This window comes from Pusillimonas sp. T2 (genome assembly GCF_002236805.1).
Lineage (GTDB): Bacteria > Pseudomonadota > Gammaproteobacteria > Burkholderiales > Burkholderiaceae_B > Neopusillimonas.
Genome location: NZ_NIQA01000001.1, coordinates 96,742 through 112,323, shown reverse-complemented (window position 1 = coordinate 112,323; position 15,582 = coordinate 96,742). Strand labels below are relative to the sequence as shown.

Here is a 15,582-nt window from a genome sequence, read left to right as displayed (position 1 = left end):
CATGTCCAAATTCAAGATTCCTGTTGTTCCTTCCAGCGAAATCACACCCGAGTCGGTATGGCGTGCCAGACGTGAATGGCTGAAAAAGGCCGGGGGCCTTGCTTTACCTGCGCTGACGGGGTCGGCCTTGCCGGGCCTGGCTTTGGCAGCGCCGCAGTGGGGGAAGCGCAACCCCGACTATGCCGTCGATGCCGAGCTGACTTCCGAGACCGCAGTCACCACCTACAATAATTTTTACGAATTCGGGACGGGTAAAGGCGACCCGGATGCGCGCGGCGGGGCCTTCAAGTCCGCGCCCTGGACACTGACTGTTGAGGGCGAAGTCTTGCGCCCCAGGACATTTGACCTCGATGCCTTGATGGCGCTGGCGCCTCTTGAAGAGCGGGTTTACCGCCTGCGTTGTGTCGAGGGGTGGTCTATGGTGATCCCCTGGAATGGTTATTCGTTGTCAGCATTGTTGAAACAGGTCGAGCCGACAGGTAATGCCAAGTATGTCGAGTTTGTGACGGTCGTTCAGCCCGAGACTATGCCTGGTCTGGCCGATCGTATTATCGATTGGCCGTATGTTGAGGCTTTGCGCCTGGACGAGGCAATGAACCCGCTGTCTATGTTGGTGTTTGGGGTATACGGCAAAGCCTTGCCGACGTCGAACGGCGCGCCCGTCCGGCTGGCAGTTCCCTGGAAGTACGGATTTAAATCCGGGAAGTCTATTGTCAAGATTCGTTTGGTTGAAAAGCAGCCGGTGACCAGTTGGGTCAAGATCGCGCCTCACGAATACGGCTTTTATGCCAACGTGAACCCCGAGGTAGCACATCCCCGCTGGAGTCAGGCGACTGAACGTCGAATTGGGGCGGGCTTCTTTGCGCCGCGCGTTCCCACGCTCATGTTTAACGGTTACGCCGACCAGGTGGCCAGCTTGTATGGCGGGATGGACCTTGCGCGCAACTACTGAACGGTTCCGCCGCGATCTTAAAAGCGCGCCGTTGTGCATAGGTGTTCCTGTGCAGTGCTCAACCTGGTACCTTGAGGGCTGAAGATGCCGCTGTCCCGTATCCTGGTGTTTTTGTTTTGCCTGTACCCGCTGGGGTTTTGGGTCGTCTTGGGCTTTGTCGATCGCCTGACGGCCAACCCGCCCGAATATCTCACCCGGTCTTCCGGAGAGTGGGCATTGGTCGGGTTGTGCCTGGTTCTGGCCGCGCCGCTGGCGCAGCGGTGGCTAGGGTGGTCCTGGCTATTGCGCCATCGTCGCATGCTGGGCCTGTTTGCCTACTTTTATGCAGTGCTGCATGTGCTGGCTTGGGCGCTGTGGGAGCAGGGGTGGTCGTTGTCGGCGATGTGGGCTGATATCGTCACCCGCCTGTTCATTACGGTCGGGGTCGTGGCTGTCGTGTTATTAACGCCTTTGGCGTTGACCTCGACCAATGCCTGGGTTCGGCGCCTGGGGCGCAACTGGCGGCGGCTCCATTGGTTGGTGTACCCGGCCGTTGCGCTATCCCTCTGGCACTTCTGGTTGGTGCGTGCCGGTAAAAATGATTTTGCCGACGTATGGGTTTACATCGTCGTGTTTGTCGTGCTGCTGGCAACACGTTTTGTGGCGATAAAAACCACGGGAACCAGCCGTCGCCGGCTTTAACGTGGGTGCCGTTGCGGCTTGCTCTAGGCCAGATAAAGAAACAGTGTCGGTTGACGGTTCAGCTCGGGTTTGGGCGACGATTTCCAGTCGGCAATGGTTTTGGTCCTGATCCATTCATGCTCGGTGGATACCGAGCGCGCAACACACAGTCGTGTCGACCCCTTAAGTGTCTGGACCAGTGTTTCGAACATGGCGTCGTTACGATACGGGGTTTCGATCAGTAGTTGGGTCTGGTGTTGTTTTTGTGACTCTGATTCCCACTGCTTGAGCTGACGGGCGCGTTGCCCGGCGTCGACAGGGGCGTAACCATGAAACGCAAAGCGTTGGCCGTCGAGCCCGCTGGCCATTAACGCCAGCAAAATAGACGATGGCCCCGTCCAGGGCGCGACGCGCATGCCTATGGCATGGGCAACAGCCGCCACCTGCGCGCCGGGGTCGGCGACGGCAGGGCAGCCCGCTTCCGAGACCAGGCCAATTTCCCCACCTTCGGGCACGGCCTTGAGCCACTGGCGGATTTGATCCGCGCTGGTGTTCTTGGCCAGTGTGTAAATAGTGATGTCTTGCAGTGGGCGCTGTGTGCCCACCTGTTTCAGAAAAGCGCGTGCTGTTTTGGCGTTTTCTGCAATGTAGGTGTCGAGTCGCCCCGCCAGCGCTTGTACGTCGTTGGGTAACCAGCGTGAAGTTGGCGCTTCACCCAGGCTGACCGGGATTAGGTGCAGGGTGCGTGTTGTAGTCACAATGTGGCAGAAGTTAAAGGGTTGATGTCAAAAGAGCGTAACATGCGCGTCAGCGCAATAAGCGGCAGCCCGATAATTGCGGTGGGGTCGTCTGATTGCATGCTGTCCATCAGGGCAATGCCCAGGCCCTCGGCCTTGGCGCTACCGGCAGTGTCGTAAGGTTGCTCGTGATGCAGGTAAGTGTCGATTTCGGTGTCGGTCAGGGTTCGGAACTTACAATACGTGACGATATCTTCCAGTAAGACGCGATGGCCGTCGGTGACGCACAAGGCGCTGTGAAACTCGACAGTTTTGCCGCTAAGCAAGCGCAACTGTGCTTGGGCGTTATCGAATGAACCGGGCTTGCCGATAGGGTTGCCATCGAAGGTAGCGACCTGGTCGGCGCCAATAACAACCGACCCAGGCATCTGTTGAGCAACGGTTTGCGCTTTCACTTGAGCAAGGCGCAGGGCCAGCTCGGCGGGCGGCTCGCCTGGGTGTGGCGTTTCGTCGACGTCGGGAGAGCGCGTTTCGAAGGGTAGGGCCAGTCGGCCAAGCATTTCTTTGCGGTAGGGCGAGCTTGATGCCAGAATAAGACGCATAGTGAAGTCAGGCCTGCGAAGTGTTTGACGCTAATAGCTGTAAAGCGGTATTATCTAATGTTTTCTTGGCAGGCAAAAGTATTGGCAACAAAACTGCGGCAAAAACGGGTGCTACAAGCTGGCACCAAAGTTAATGCTGCGGCGATAAGGCCAAACGTAATTTTGTCGGCTGTTTAGGTACAGATTAATTGCCTGGTAGCCAGGGTGAACACAGCATGGTAAACACGTTAAACGCTGGCGAAGCTGGTCGGTATATCGACACCGCCGAGTTTACTCGCCTGGGTACCGAGCTTAGCGGGCGTACCAGCCTTGGGGCCTTTGGTCGGTTTGGCGAAGGTCTGCCGCAGCAGCCAGATGGCTGGGTGACGTGGTCTTTGCAAGGTGCGCGCGATTCTGGTGGCCAGTCGTTTTTATTGGTTGCCCTTAAGGCGCAGCCTGTTTTGCAGTGCCAACGCTGTCTCGAGCCCTTTGTGTTCGATGTCAATGTGAGTAACCGCGTGCAGGTTGTGTCGCGCGAATCTGACCTCGATGACGACGAAGGTGACGATGACGCTCCCGAGCGTGTGCTTGGAGGGCGTCGTTTCGATGTCTTGTCGTTTATCGAAGATGAGCTCATTCTGGCGGTGCCCTACGTGCCTCGGCACGAAATTTGTCCGTCGGCAGTGGCTGTTCCAGTGGCGCCCGAGCCTGTACCAGAAGATACCCGCCCATCACCGTTCGCGGTGCTTGAGCAGTTAAAACAGAAACACTAGTTTTGAAACCAACCCTCGAGGGTTCAATTTTGCGGTCCCTCGCTTTCAGGAGTCATCATGGCCGTTCAGCAAAACAAAAAGAGCCCGTCCAAGCGCGGTATGCATCGTTCGCACGATTTTCTTACCAACCCGCCTACCGCCATCGAGCCGACAACGGGCGAACTGCACTTGCGTCACCACATCAGCCCCAACGGCGTTTACCGTGGTCGTAAAGTGCTCAAAACCAAAAACGACGAATAAATTAAGTTGATATTTGCGATCTGTTCCAGATTGCGAGCTTAATGTCGATATCCAACATCCGAATCGCCATCGATTGCATGGGCGGTGATGTCGGTTTGCCGGTAACTGTCGCAGCCGCGTACCAGTTTGCCCAACGCTACCCCGACACCCGCTTTCTGCTTGCTGGCGATGCGTCGGCTATCCAGTCCCAGCTTGCGCACATGGGTTGTGCCCAAGCCGACTGGTACCAAATTTTGCCGGCCTCAGAAGTCGTTCTTATGGACGATCCCGTCGAGGTCGCGCTACGACGCAAGAAAGACTCCTCGATGCGGGTTGCGGTCCAGGCTGTTAAAGACGGCCTGGCTGATGCCTGTATTTCAGCGGGTAACACGGGCGCCTGGATGGCGATTTCCCGGTACGTGCTCAAAACGCTCGACGGTATCGATCGGCCTGCAATCGCCACCTCTATCCCCAATCAAAAGGGTGGGGCGACGACCATGCTCGATCTGGGTGCAAACGTCGATTGCACGGCCCAGCATTTGCTCCAGTTTGCCATTATGGGTTCTGCGCTGGTTAGTGCGCTTTACGGTCGGCCGCAGCCTACCGTCGGGTTGCTCAACATCGGCGAAGAGGTCATTAAGGGCAACGAAGTCGTCAAGCAGGCTGCCGAGCTGTTGCGTAACAGTGGGTTGAACTTCTACGGCAATGTCGAAGGCGACGATATCTGCAAAGGTACTGTCGACGTGATTGTCTGTGACGGTTTTGTGGGCAATGTCGTGCTCAAATCCATGGAGGGCCTGGCCCGCATGGTCAGTGCGATGATGCGAGCCGAATTCAAAAGCGGGCCGCTGTCCATGTTTGCCGGCTTGCTGGCGTCACCCGTGCTTAACCGCTTTCGTGGCAAAGTCGATAACCGCCGTTATAACGGTGCGGCGTTGCTCGGTTTGCGGGGCATCGTCATTAAAAGCCATGGCTCTGCCGACGTCTACGCGTTCGGGTGTGCGCTCCAGCGTGCGCGCGAGGCCGTGCACAATCGGTTGCTCGACGGCACGACAACGGCTATCCACGATTTGCGCCGTAGCCTTCAAGAAGCCGAAGCCCTTCAGCGCGCGACATCCAGCGATATTCCGGGTCGCGCTGCCTAGTATTTCCTCATGGAAGCCAATATGCCTTTTGCCAAGATTACGGGTTCGGGGGGCTATTTGCCGCCCCGCGTGGTTACCAACAACGATTTGGCCGCCGAGCTCGCGACCCGGGGGGTCGAAACCTCCGACGAGTGGATCATCGAGCGCACCGGGATTCGCCAGCGTTATTTAGCTGACGCCGACACGCGCACCAGCGCGCTGGCCACCCGTGCGGCACAAATGGCAATGGACGATGCAGGCATTTCGGCCGGCGATGTCGATCTCATTATTCTGGCAACCTCAACGCCCGATTTCATTTTTCCCAGCACCGCGTGCATTGTGCAAGCCAACCTCGGCATTCGCCGGGGCGCGGCGTTCGATGTGCAGGCCGTGTGCAGCGGGTTTGTGTATGCGTTGACTACAGCCGACGCCTTTATCAAGGCCGGGCGGGCCAAAACTGCCCTGGTTATTGGTGCCGAGGTCTTTTCAAATATTCTTGACTGGAATGACCGGAAAACTTGTGTGCTGTTTGGCGACGGCGCTGGGGCTGTTGTGCTGCAGGCCTCCGACTCCCCTGGGATCATCGGCGCCGAACTGCATGCCGACGGTAGTCAGGCCGGCATCCTCAATGCCAGCGGGAATGTCTGTGGTGGCAAAGTGGTGGGCGACCCGTTCTTGCGCATGGACGGTCAGGCGGTCTTTAAAATGGCTGTCAATGCGCTGTCGAAGTCTGCACAAGACGTATGCGTACAATCGGGTGTGCAATTGTCCGACATCGACTGGATGGTGCCCCATCAGGCCAACATCCGTATCATCAATTTTCTGGGCAAAAAACTTGGGATTGCGCCTGAAAAAGTGGTGGTTACCGTCGATCAGCACGCCAACACGTCGGCCGCCAGCGTGCCGTTGGCCCTTAACACAGCACGTCGCGACGGCCGCATCAAGTCGGGCGATCTCGTCCTGATGCAGGGCGTCGGGGGTGGGTTCACCTGGGGTTCCGTGCTGGCCCGCATGTAAAATTCCGCCCAAATATTTCAAGAACTCCGAGACAACTCACATGAAAGTCGCATTTGTATTTCCAGGCCAGGGGTCGCAGTCGGTTGGCATGATGGACGCCTGGGCGGGTAACGCCGCGGTCGAATCGGCGCTTGCCGAAGCATCCGATGCACTGGGTCAAGACCTGGCCGCGCTTATTGCGCAGGGCCCTGCCGATGCTCTTAATCTGACAACCAATACGCAACCCGTCATGTTGGCTGCGGCTGTTGCCGTTTACCGGGCCTGGCAAGCGGCCGGCGGTATTCAACCCGCCGTTGTCGCTGGCCATAGCCTGGGCGAATATTCCGCCCTGACGGCAGCCCAGGCGTTGTCGCTGCCCGATGCCGTGCGTTTGGTGCGCGTTCGTGCCGACGCCATGCAGGCTGCAGTGCCCGTGGGTACGGGCGGCATGGCTGCCGTGCTGGGGCTTGACGACGACGTCGTTCGCGATATTTGCCAGCGCGCCGCGCAGGGCGAAGTCGTTGAAGCCGTAAACTTCAATGCCCCCGCACAGGTCGTCATCGCCGGCCACAAGGCGGCTGTCGAGCGTGCATGCGAATTGGCCCGTGAAGCGGGAGCAAAGCGCGCGCTGGTATTGCCTGTGTCAGCACCGTTCCATTCCAGCCTGCTTCAACCAGCGGCTCAGGTGTTGCAGTCGGCCCTTGATGGCGTCACGGTTAACGCCCCAGTCATTCCGCTTATTAATAACGTTGACGTAGCTATGCCTGCGCAGCCTGTTCAGATCAAAGACGCACTGGTTCGCCAGGCATGGCATGCCGTACGATGGGTTGAAACTGTCCAGGCGATGAAAGCTCAGGGCGTGACTCACGTTGTAGAATGCGGTCCGGGCAAAGTGCTTAACGGGCTGACCAAACGTATCGATCGCGATCTGATCGGGTTGGCCATTACTGACCCTGCTTCGCTCGAAACTGCGTTGCAGACACTACAAGGATAATCATCGTGACCCAATCACTCGAAGGCAAAGTCGCACTTGTTACTGGCGCCACACGCGGCATTGGCAAGGCCATTGCCCTTGAACTCGCAGCGCGCGGTGCCATTGTCGTTGGTACGGCAACGTCCGAATCTGGTGCTGCGTCCATTTCCGAGATGTTGTCGGCCTCGGGGGGGCGTGGTGTTGCGCTCGACGTGAACGATGTTGCGGCCTGCGACGCCTTGCTGGCCGATCTGGCCGCAGACGGCGGGCCTCATATTCTGGTCAATAACGCCGGCATTACGCGCGATACGCTGGCCATGCGCATGAAAGACGACGATTGGGCTGCAGTCATCGACACCAACCTGTCCTCTGTGTTTCGTTTGTGCCGCGGCGTCATCAAACCTATGATGAAAGCGCGTTGGGGACGCATCATTAATATTACGTCGGTCGTGGGCTCAAGTGGTAACCCGGGTCAGGCCAACTACGCGGCCGCGAAGGCGGGTGTGGCGGGTATGACTCGCGCCCTGGCACGCGAGCTGGGCAGTCGCGATATTACAGTTAACTGTGTTGCTCCCGGCTTTATCGAAACCGACATGACTCGTGCGCTCAGCGAGGCTCAAACGGCGGCTTTGCTCACGCAAATTCCGTTGGGACGGCTGGGTTCCGCGGCCGATATCGCTAATGCGGTTGGCTTTTTGGCGGCGCCCGAAGCGGGGTACATCACGGGTACCACGCTGCACGTCAACGGCGGCATGTACATGTAATTACCCGAACAGGGTAAAATCCTGTTCCTGTTAGAGGTGTTCCCTATATGACAACCCGCAGCATGCATTGCATAATGCGGCCTTAGTCCGGAAACACTGTTTTTTTTGTCATGGTCACAACGTATTTCCTAAACGTTTGGCTATAATTCGCGGGACTTTTTCCCCACTTGGAGATCTGCATGGAAAGCATCGAACAGCGCGTCAAGAAGATCGTCGCTGAACAACTTGGCGTCAACGAAGCCGAGATCAAAAACGAATCTTCCTTCCTTGACGACCTCGGTGCCGATTCACTCGACATGGTCGAGCTCGTGATGGCACTTGAAGACGAATTCGAAACTGAAATTCCAGACGAAGAAGCTGAAAAGATCACGACGGTTCAGCAAGCTGTTGACTACGTTACGTCACACAGCAAAGAATAATTTCAACGAGTCGGCAAGGTGTCGTTCAAGCGCGCATTGCCAGGGCGGTTTCTAGAAAACGTGTTGTACCGACATATCCCTACAGGGCATGTTCAGTGCTGCAATGCGTTGCCTTTAAACCGCTTTTTTATTTTTAGGAGTCATCCGTGAAGCGACGTGTCGTCATTACCGGCCTGGGCATTATTTCGCCTGTGGGTAACGATATCGATAGCGCATGGGACAACATTGTCAATGGGCGTTCCGGTATCGGCCGGGTAACGCGTTTTGATGCCTCGAACCTGAACGCGCAAATTGCTGGCGAAGTCAAAGACTTCGATATCACTCAATACATGACGGCCAAAGAAGCCAAGCAAATGGATACCTTCATCCATTATGGCGTGGCGGCCGGCGTGCAGGCCTGGCAAGATGCCGGACTCGAAGTCACCGAAGCCAATGCCGACCGCATTGGTGTCATTGTGGGTTCCGGTATCGGCGGGTTGCCCCGCATCGAAGAAACGCAAGCCGAATACCTGGCACGCGGCGCACGCCGTATCTCGCCATTTTTTGTCCCCGGCTCCCTTATCAATCTGGTGTCCGGCCAGTTGTCGATCATGCTTGGGCTCAAAGGTCCAAGTTATGCGGTCGTGTCGGCGTGCACCACAGGTTTGCATTCCATTGGCGATGCGGCCCGTCTTATCGAATACGGCGACGCCGACGTCATGGTCGCTGGCGGTGCCGAATCAACAGTATCTCCGTTGGGCATTGGTGGCTTTGCCGCCATGCGTGCGCTGTCCACTCGTAACGACGACCCCGAAACGGCTTCTCGCCCCTGGGATGTCGACCGTGACGGTTTCGTGCTGGGCGAAGGGGCGGGCGTTCTGGTCCTCGAAGAATACGAGCACGCACGCAAGCGCGGCGCGCGCATTTACGGCGAGTTCTCCGGTTACGGCATGAGCTCCGATGCGCACCACATTACATCGCCCGACAGCGACGGTCCTCGGCGTGGCATGGTCATGGCGCTGCGTAACGGCGGTATCAACCTCGACGAAATCAGCTACGTTAATGCACACGGCACCTCAACGCCGCTAGGCGACAAGAATGAAACGGTCGCACTGAAACTGGCTTTCGGTGATCACGCCAAGAAGCTGGTCGTCAACTCCACCAAGTCCATGACGGGTCATTTGCTCGGGGCCGCAGGTGGTATCGAGGCCGTGTTCACGACGCTGGCTGTGTATAACCAGGTTTCGCCACCCACAATCAACATCTTCAATCAAGATCCGGAATGTGATCTCGATTACTGCGCCAATCAGGCTCGCCCGATGCGTATCGATGTTGCGTTGTCCAATTCGTTCGGGTTTGGCGGCACTAACGGGTCCATGATTGTTCGCCGCGTCTAACGTCTTTATGGCCCAAGGCCCGCTGTCATGGCGGGTCCGGCCTTCGGCCGGGCTATTGTCGTTCGCTGCGCTCACGATCGGGACAGCCACAATGGCGTTGGGGCTTGTGCATTGGGCCTTGATGTCTCTTGTGGCTGTTTTTTTACTGGTCTGGCGGCGTACGCGGGCAGCACATGCCTTGCTAGCCCGAGGCCAGCTGGCTTACACGCCTGCTGGGTGGTCTTATCAGGCGGGTGCTGGCGCACCTTGCGCGTTGTCATTGTCCCGTGCTTGGCTTGGGCCCGCTTTTTTAACGCTGGGGTTTCACGGCCTGTCGCCTACTGGGCCGTCACAGGCCCTCGAAATCACCCTGTTCAAGGCCACTTTGGGGCCGCATTCGTGGCAACGCTTATGTCTGCTGGTCGCCCAAGATCTTCAGTTTTCTGAACCCAGGAGTTCTGTGTGAGCGAGCGAGATGTCGATGCCGATCTTGTCGCCCGTGTGCAACGGGGCGATAAACGTGCGTTTGATCTGCTGGTCCTGAAATATCAACGCAAAATCATGCGTTTGTTGTCGCGCATGGTTCGCGAACCCTCCGAAGTCGAAGACGTTGCCCAAGAAGCATTTATCAAGGCTTATCGGGCCTTACCGCAGTTTCGTGGGGACAGCGCTTTCTATACTTGGTTGTATCGTATTGCTATTAATACGGCGCGTAACTGGCAGGCCGCCAATCACCGGCGTCCAATGGGGTCGAGCATAGTCGAAACCGAAGACAATGAAACTTTTGACCAAATCGACAACCTAACCGATATCAGTACGCCAGAATCTTTAATGGCTAGTCGTCAGGTGGTCGATACAGTTAACGCCGCCATCGACACGCTACCCGAAGATCTGCGTAAGGCAATTGTGCTTCGCGAGATTGAAGGCATGACGTACGAAGACATTGCCCAAACCATGAATTGTCCGATAGGTACGGTGCGTTCGCGTATTTTCCGCGCTCGCGAAGCAATCGCGGCGCAATTGCGCCCCGTTCTAGAGGCCGGCGGCGACCGGCAACGGTGGTAAGGAGTTGAATATGCAAGTTCAGACGCGCTCTGATAACGAAACAGTCTGGGAAGAGAGTATTTCGGCCTGGGTAGACGGCGAGGGCGAAATTCGTCCCGATGATATCGATACCCCTTATGGCCGTCAGGTTTGGGATACCTATCATCTCATCGGCGATGTCATGCGAAGCAAAGAGCTTGCCGTACAGCCGTCCGATCTCTTCTATGCGCGGCTGTCAAAGGCTATCGACGAAGAGCCGCCTATTGTCGCGTCGCGTCGTAAAGTCTCGGGCGCTCGTCTGGGTTTGTCGGGTTTTGCGGTGGCTGCAGCCGTTGCGACCGTCGTCTGGGTCACCATGCCTTATTTCGTTGGTCAGCAGCCGGCTACGTCGGTGCCTGCGGCGACTGTGCTGGCTTCTACCGACGACGGCAGTCTGGGCGACTACGTCGATGCACACAGGCAGTTCGCGGGTGTCAATCCTATTCGTCAGGTGTCGTTCGACGGGGGGGCTCACTCCCGATGACTGCGTGCATGATGCGACATCCCGTTCATTGGTTAAGGGCTTTTTCTGTAGTGCTGGCTAGTTTTTGCATGGTCGGGGTTGCTGCAGCTCAGTCGACACCAGCTAGCACAGACGAAGTCATCGCGTTGCTCAAGCAAGCCCAAGAGGCTGCCCGAACCACCGACTACGCGGGCGTATTTACCTATCAAGATAATGGTGCGATGCAGTCGTCACGTATCACGCATGTGGTCGACGGCACGGGTGAGCGCGAACGTCTTGAGGTGCTCGACGGCAAGCCGCGCGAGTTCATTCGTCATAACGATACCCTGTATTGTCTTATTCCCGAAAAGCAATTGGTACTCGTCGAAGAGGCGCGTACCGATCGTTTCCCCGGGATGTTCTTGGGCGACACCGGTCATCTTATGGGGCACTACGACTTCATGCGCGATGCCCTTCCCAGTCGGGTTGCTGGCCGCGATTGCACGGTTGTGCACGTTAATCCCAAAACGCCCGATCGCTATGGGTATAAATTTTGCGTCGATCGTGAAACTAATTTACTCGTCAAGGCTCAAACGGTAAACGGCTTGACGATTGTGGATGAAATTGCATTCACCATGCTGCAGGTGGGCGAAAAAGTATCTTCCGAACACTTGCATTCTTCCTGGAACACGGGCAACTGGAAACAGGTTGAAATCGCCACGCACAATATCGATGCGTCCCAGTTGGGGTGGCGGATCCACACCCCTCCGGGATTTCAGTTTGCCACCCAGATTTCCCGTCCAATGAAATCCGGCGAAGCAGTAAAGCATTTGGTGTTGTCCGATGGCCTAGCTGCAATTTCGGTCTTCATCGAGCCGTTCGAAGCTGCACGTACAACACGCAGTCTGTCAAAAGGCGCACGTAAAAACGGGGCTATCAATGTTTTTGCTACCCGTATCGGCGATTACTGGCTGACCGCATTGGGTGCAGTACCCGTTGCCACTTTGCAAGCCGTCGCCGAGCAAACACAGTTTATTGCGCCGGCCGGCGGGCAACAATAAATCAAACTTCAAAGGAGTTTCCATGATCCGTTCAACTACTGCCGACAGTTCGTTGAAGCGATTCGTGTTTGCTGCAGCAACCGCTTGCGTTGTTGCATTTGCAGGTCATGCCGTTCAGGCGCAAGCGCAGGCGCAATCCAATGTGCCGGTGCTGTCCGTTCCAGATTTCACCGAGGTCGTCGCCAAGTCCGAGGGCTCGGTCGTTAATATCCGCACTACAGAAAACGTAGCAGTACGTTCCTCGCCCATGGGGCCCGGTAACGACCCCTACGAAATGTTCCGCTGGTTTTTTGGCCCTGACGTCGCTCCCCCGGGTGGCGGCCGGCAGCGGAATGCGCCCGCGCCTGCACCCGAAGGGCAGCAGCGCGAGGTGCCGCGTGGCGTAGGTTCCGGGTTCATTATTTCCCAAGATGGTTATATTCTGACCAATACGCACGTAGTTGAAGGCGCCAACGGTATTTTTGTAACCATGACCGATGGCAAAGAATACAAGGCCAAAGTCGTCGGTACCGATGCACGCACCGATGTGGCCCTGATCAAAATCGAAGCCACCGGTCTGAAGCCATTGCCTATTGGCGATTCTAAAACCCTGCGCAAAGGCCAGTGGGTGTTGGCCATTGGTTCGCCGTTTGGCCTCGAATCGACAGTAACATCGGGTATTGTCAGCGCGATTAACCGCGATACTGGCGATTACTTGCCCTTTATTCAAACCGACGTTGCCGTCAACCCCGGTAACTCAGGTGGGCCGTTGCTCGACCTGGCCGGTAATGTCGTTGGCATCAACTCTCAAATTGTTTCGCAAAGCGGCGGCTTTATGGGGATCTCCCTGGCCATTCCTATCGACGAGGCCATGCGCATTGTCGAGCAACTCAAAGCCGATGGCAAAGTCACGCGTGGCCGCATTGGTGTACAAATTGGCCCGGTCTCCGAAGAGGTTGCCAAAGCCATTGGCCTGCCTAAAGCCGAAGGCGCAATGGTCAGCAATGTTGAAGAGGGAGGCCCTGCCGCCGAGGCGGGTGTCCAGCCTGGCGACGTCATCACACGTTTCGAGTCTACGCCAATCACGCAGTGGTCTGACCTGCCGCGTGTCGTCGGTAGCATCAAACCGGGCACACGCGCCAACATGCAGGTATGGCGCAAAGGTAAAGAAGTCACATTGCGTGTGAAGGTTGGCGAATTCGAAGCCGAAGCGCCAGCACCCGATCAGGCGGCCGCCAAGTCCGATGCCGTTGCTGCTGACGCGCTAGGTCTCAAAGTCACTGCCGTCCCGGCCAATGTCAAAGAACGAGAGAAAGTACGTTCGGGTGTACTGGTTACCGACGCAAGTGGCCCTGCTGCGGCTTCCGGCATCGCCCCAGGAGACGTCATTCTTACCTTGAACGACGCCGACGTCAAAGATCCAGAGCAGTTTGCCAAACTGGTGTCTGGGCTCGATAAATCGCGTGCTGCGGCGTTGTTGGTCCAGCGTGGCGGGCAATCGCAGTGGGTGGTTGTTACCCCGGCAAAATAAAGCGCATAAAACAGCTAAAATGCGTTAGTGGTACCCAGAGGGGCGCAACATGCGCTCCTCTTTTACTTATTATTTCTTGAAACCTTTGCCTCAAGGCAACTTCACTTTCTGCTGGTTTATGGATCACATCCGCAACTTTTCAATTATCGCCCACATCGATCACGGCAAATCCACTCTGGCCGACCGCCTGATCCAGCGTTGCGGGGGGCTCCAAGACCGCGAAATGTCTCAGCAAGTGCTCGACTCAATGGATATCGAGCGCGAGCGTGGGATCACCATCAAGGCTCAGACGGCATCGTTGCAGTACAAGGCGCAAGACGGCAAGGTCTATGCCCTGAACCTCATCGACACCCCGGGCCACGTCGACTTTTCCTACGAGGTCAGCCGCTCCCTGTCGGCGTGCGAAGGTGCGCTGCTGGTCGTCGACGCGTCTCAGGGCGTCGAGGCGCAAACGGTGGCCAATTGCTACACGGCGATCGAGCTTGGCGTCGAGGTCTTGCCGGTTTTGAATAAAATGGATCTCCCCTCGGCCGACCCCGAATCGGCCCGCCAAGAGATCGAAGACGTCATTGGTATCGACGCGTCTGAAGCCGTGTTGGCCAGCGCTAAAACCGGCGTGGGTATCGACGAAATTCTTGAAATGGTTGTGGCCAAGGTGCCGCCGCCAAAAGGTAGCGCGTCCGAACCTCTCCAGGCGCTGATTGTCGATTCTTGGTTCGACAATTACGTGGGCGTGGTCATGCTGGTGCGTATCATCAACGGGGTGCTGCGCCCGAAAGACAAAATTTTGCTCATGGCCAGCGGCGCCACCCATTTGTGCGAGCAGGTGGGTGTCTTTACGCCCAAATCGTTGCCACGTACCGAGCTTTCGGCGGGCGAAGTCGGCTTTGTCATTGCCGGCATCAAGCAGCTCGAAGACGCCAAGGTGGGCGATACCGTCACGCTGGCTGGCCGTCCGGCTGCGTCACCGTTACCGGGTTTCAAAGAGGTCAAGCCTCAGGTTTTCGCGGGGCTTTACCCTGTCGAAAGCAGTGAATACGACCAATTGCGTGACTCCCTCGAAAAGCTCAAGTTGAACGATTCGGCCCTGATGTTCGAGCCTGAAGTGTCGCAAGCCTTGGGCTTTGGTTTCCGATGCGGCTTTTTGGGCATGTTGCACATGGAAATCGTGCAAGAGCGCCTCGAACGCGAGTTCGACATGGACATCATCACCACCGCGCCGTCGGTGGTTTACGAGGTCGAGCAGCGCGACGGTTCAGTCACCATGATCGAAAGTCCGTCGCGTATGCCCGAGGTCGGCAGCATTGCCGAAATCCGCGAGCCTATCGTCAAAGTCACTTTGTTCATGCCGCAAGACTATGTTGGTCCGGTCATGACGCTGTGCAACAACAAGCGGGGTATGCAGCTCGACATGACCTACCATGGTCGGCAGGTGCATCTGACATACGAAATTCCGTTGGCTGAAATCGTGCTCGATTTCTTCGATCGTCTTAAATCGGTATCACGCGGCTATGCCTCTATGGATTACGAGTTCAAAGAGTACCGGGCGTCCGATGTCGTGCGTGTCGATTTACTGATCAACGGCGACCGGGTCGATGCCTTGTCCATGATGGTTCACCGCAGTAATGCGCGTTATCGCGGCCGTGAGGTCTGCAGCAAAATGCGCGGCCTGATCCCGCGGCAAATGTTCGACATCGCTATTCAGGCGGCCATTGGCTCCGAAATCATCGCCCGGGAAAGCGTCAAGGCGCTCCGTAAGAACGTGCTGGCCAAGTGTTACGGCGGCGATATCTCGCGTAAAAAGAAATTGCTCGAGAAGCAGAAGGCTGGCAAGAAACGAATGAAGCAGGTGGGCAACGTAGAAATCCCGCAAGAGGCCTTCCTGGCCATCCTTCAAGTCGAAGACAAATAATGAACGCAAGGGTAGCAGGTC

18 protein-coding genes are annotated in these 15,582 nt (G+C 56.9%); 16 read left to right on the top strand and 2 right to left on the bottom strand.

What is annotated here, in order from left to right; genetic code table 11:
* Window position 1 precedes the first annotated feature (1 nt).
* On the top strand, window positions 2–952 hold the full coding sequence (gene msrP / locus PuT2_RS00495) for a protein-methionine-sulfoxide reductase catalytic subunit MsrP (protein WP_093969077.1): 951 nt from the start codon (window positions 2–4) through the stop codon (window positions 950–952).
* 84 nt (window positions 953–1,036) lie between these two features.
* Window positions 1,037–1,633 (top strand): sulfite oxidase heme-binding subunit YedZ, encoded by a 597-nt coding sequence (locus PuT2_RS00490; RefSeq protein ID WP_093969076.1) that lies wholly within the window; start codon window positions 1,037–1,039, stop codon window positions 1,631–1,633.
* A 23-nt stretch (window positions 1,634–1,656) separates the two neighbouring features.
* Here the strand turns inward: PuT2_RS00490 and PuT2_RS00485 are convergent, their stop codons facing one another.
* A complete protein-coding gene (locus PuT2_RS00485) occupies window positions 1,657–2,370 on the bottom strand; it encodes an SAM-dependent methyltransferase (RefSeq protein WP_093969075.1) in 714 nt (237 codons plus the stop codon).
* Window positions 2,367–2,951, bottom strand: coding sequence for a Maf-like protein (locus PuT2_RS00480; RefSeq protein ID WP_093969074.1), 585 nt, complete (start codon window positions 2,949–2,951; stop codon window positions 2,367–2,369). Before PuT2_RS00480 ends, PuT2_RS00485 begins: the two co-directional genes overlap by 4 nt.
* 215 nt (window positions 2,952–3,166) lie before the next feature.
* On the opposite strand from PuT2_RS00480, the gene PuT2_RS00475 reads away from it, so the two are divergent.
* From PuT2_RS00475 to lepA, 14 genes are all read left to right on the top strand, one after another.
* The gene (locus PuT2_RS00475; RefSeq protein ID WP_093969073.1) at window positions 3,167–3,703 is read left to right on the top strand and encodes a DUF177 domain-containing protein; all 537 of its coding nucleotides are present in this window, start codon (window positions 3,167–3,169) and stop codon (window positions 3,701–3,703) included.
* A 57-nt stretch (window positions 3,704–3,760) separates the two neighbouring features.
* Entirely contained in the window at window positions 3,761–3,943 is a 183-nt protein-coding gene (rpmF, locus tag PuT2_RS00470) for a 50S ribosomal protein L32 (RefSeq protein ID WP_093969072.1), read from the top strand.
* Between the two features lie 41 nt (window positions 3,944–3,984).
* Window positions 3,985–5,067 (top strand): phosphate acyltransferase PlsX, encoded by a 1,083-nt coding sequence (gene plsX, locus PuT2_RS00465; RefSeq protein ID WP_093969071.1) that lies wholly within the window; start codon window positions 3,985–3,987, stop codon window positions 5,065–5,067.
* A 9-nt stretch (window positions 5,068–5,076) separates the two neighbouring features.
* On the top strand, window positions 5,077–6,063 hold the full coding sequence (locus PuT2_RS00460; protein ID WP_093969070.1) for a beta-ketoacyl-ACP synthase III: 987 nt from the start codon (window positions 5,077–5,079) through the stop codon (window positions 6,061–6,063).
* Between the two features lie 40 nt (window positions 6,064–6,103).
* The gene (gene fabD, locus PuT2_RS00455; RefSeq protein ID WP_093969069.1) at window positions 6,104–7,036 is read left to right on the top strand and encodes an ACP S-malonyltransferase; all 933 of its coding nucleotides are present in this window, start codon (window positions 6,104–6,106) and stop codon (window positions 7,034–7,036) included.
* Window positions 7,037–7,041: 5 nt separating this feature from the next.
* A complete protein-coding gene (gene fabG / locus PuT2_RS00450) occupies window positions 7,042–7,779 on the top strand; it encodes a 3-oxoacyl-ACP reductase FabG (protein ID WP_370318059.1) in 738 nt (245 codons plus the stop codon).
* Between the two features lie 179 nt (window positions 7,780–7,958).
* Window positions 7,959–8,198, top strand: a complete 240-nt coding sequence (gene acpP, locus PuT2_RS00445) for an acyl carrier protein (protein ID WP_093969067.1) — start codon at window positions 7,959–7,961, stop codon at window positions 8,196–8,198.
* A 146-nt stretch (window positions 8,199–8,344) separates the two neighbouring features.
* Window positions 8,345–9,574 carry a beta-ketoacyl-ACP synthase II gene (fabF, locus tag PuT2_RS00440; protein WP_093969066.1) on the top strand — a complete coding sequence of 410 codons (1,230 nt, stop codon included), beginning with the start codon at window positions 8,345–8,347 and terminating at the stop codon, window positions 9,572–9,574.
* A 7-nt stretch (window positions 9,575–9,581) separates the two neighbouring features.
* Window positions 9,582–10,019 carry a hypothetical protein gene (locus PuT2_RS00435; protein WP_093969065.1) on the top strand — a complete coding sequence of 146 codons (438 nt, stop codon included), beginning with the start codon at window positions 9,582–9,584 and terminating at the stop codon, window positions 10,017–10,019.
* Window positions 10,016–10,618 (top strand): RNA polymerase sigma factor RpoE, encoded by a 603-nt coding sequence (gene rpoE / locus PuT2_RS00430; protein WP_093969064.1) that lies wholly within the window; start codon window positions 10,016–10,018, stop codon window positions 10,616–10,618. The genes PuT2_RS00435 and rpoE overlap by 4 nt, the downstream gene beginning before the upstream one ends.
* A 10-nt stretch (window positions 10,619–10,628) precedes the next feature.
* Window positions 10,629–11,120: a sigma-E factor negative regulatory protein gene (locus tag PuT2_RS00425; RefSeq protein ID WP_093969063.1), complete on the top strand. Its 492-nt coding sequence runs from the start codon at window positions 10,629–10,631 to the stop codon at window positions 11,118–11,120.
* An 8-nt stretch (window positions 11,121–11,128) separates the two neighbouring features.
* Window positions 11,129–12,139, top strand: coding sequence for a MucB/RseB C-terminal domain-containing protein (locus PuT2_RS00420; RefSeq protein WP_158213989.1), 1,011 nt, complete (start codon window positions 11,129–11,131; stop codon window positions 12,137–12,139).
* Window positions 12,140–12,164: 25 nt separating this feature from the next.
* Complete coding sequence (locus tag PuT2_RS00415) at window positions 12,165–13,649, top strand: Do family serine endopeptidase (protein ID WP_370318061.1); 1,485 nt, start codon at window positions 12,165–12,167, stop codon at window positions 13,647–13,649.
* A 118-nt stretch (window positions 13,650–13,767) separates the two neighbouring features.
* Window positions 13,768–15,561, top strand: a complete 1,794-nt coding sequence (lepA, locus tag PuT2_RS00410) for a translation elongation factor 4 (protein WP_093969552.1) — start codon at window positions 13,768–13,770, stop codon at window positions 15,559–15,561.
* Window positions 15,562–15,582 lie beyond the last annotated feature (21 nt).

Excerpts from the sequence above, each read along its gene's own strand:
- PuT2_RS00420 (WP_158213989.1), top strand. The coding sequence starts at position 11,129 with ATGATGCGACATCCCGTTCATTGGTTAAGGGCTTTTTCTGTAGTGCTG.
- plsX (WP_093969071.1), top strand. The coding sequence starts at position 3,985 with ATGTCGATATCCAACATCCGAATCGCCATCGATTGCATGGGCGGTGAT.
- lepA (WP_093969552.1), top strand. The coding sequence starts at position 13,768 with ATGGATCACATCCGCAACTTTTCAATTATCGCCCACATCGATCACGGC.
- PuT2_RS00490 (WP_093969076.1), top strand. The coding sequence starts at position 1,037 with ATGCCGCTGTCCCGTATCCTGGTGTTTTTGTTTTGCCTGTACCCGCTG.
- PuT2_RS00475 (WP_093969073.1), top strand. The coding sequence starts at position 3,167 with ATGGTAAACACGTTAAACGCTGGCGAAGCTGGTCGGTATATCGACACC.
- PuT2_RS00425 (WP_093969063.1), top strand. The coding sequence starts at position 10,629 with ATGCAAGTTCAGACGCGCTCTGATAACGAAACAGTCTGGGAAGAGAGT.
- PuT2_RS00460 (WP_093969070.1), top strand. The coding sequence starts at position 5,077 with ATGGAAGCCAATATGCCTTTTGCCAAGATTACGGGTTCGGGGGGCTAT.
- PuT2_RS00435 (WP_093969065.1), top strand. The coding sequence starts at position 9,582 with ATGGCCCAAGGCCCGCTGTCATGGCGGGTCCGGCCTTCGGCCGGGCTA.
- fabD (WP_093969069.1), top strand. The coding sequence starts at position 6,104 with ATGAAAGTCGCATTTGTATTTCCAGGCCAGGGGTCGCAGTCGGTTGGC.
- msrP (WP_093969077.1), top strand. The coding sequence starts at position 2 with ATGTCCAAATTCAAGATTCCTGTTGTTCCTTCCAGCGAAATCACACCC.
- PuT2_RS00480 (WP_093969074.1), bottom strand. The coding sequence starts at position 2,951 with ATGCGTCTTATTCTGGCATCAAGCTCGCCCTACCGCAAAGAAATGCTT.
- rpmF (WP_093969072.1), top strand. The coding sequence starts at position 3,761 with ATGGCCGTTCAGCAAAACAAAAAGAGCCCGTCCAAGCGCGGTATGCAT.
- acpP (WP_093969067.1), top strand. The coding sequence starts at position 7,959 with ATGGAAAGCATCGAACAGCGCGTCAAGAAGATCGTCGCTGAACAACTT.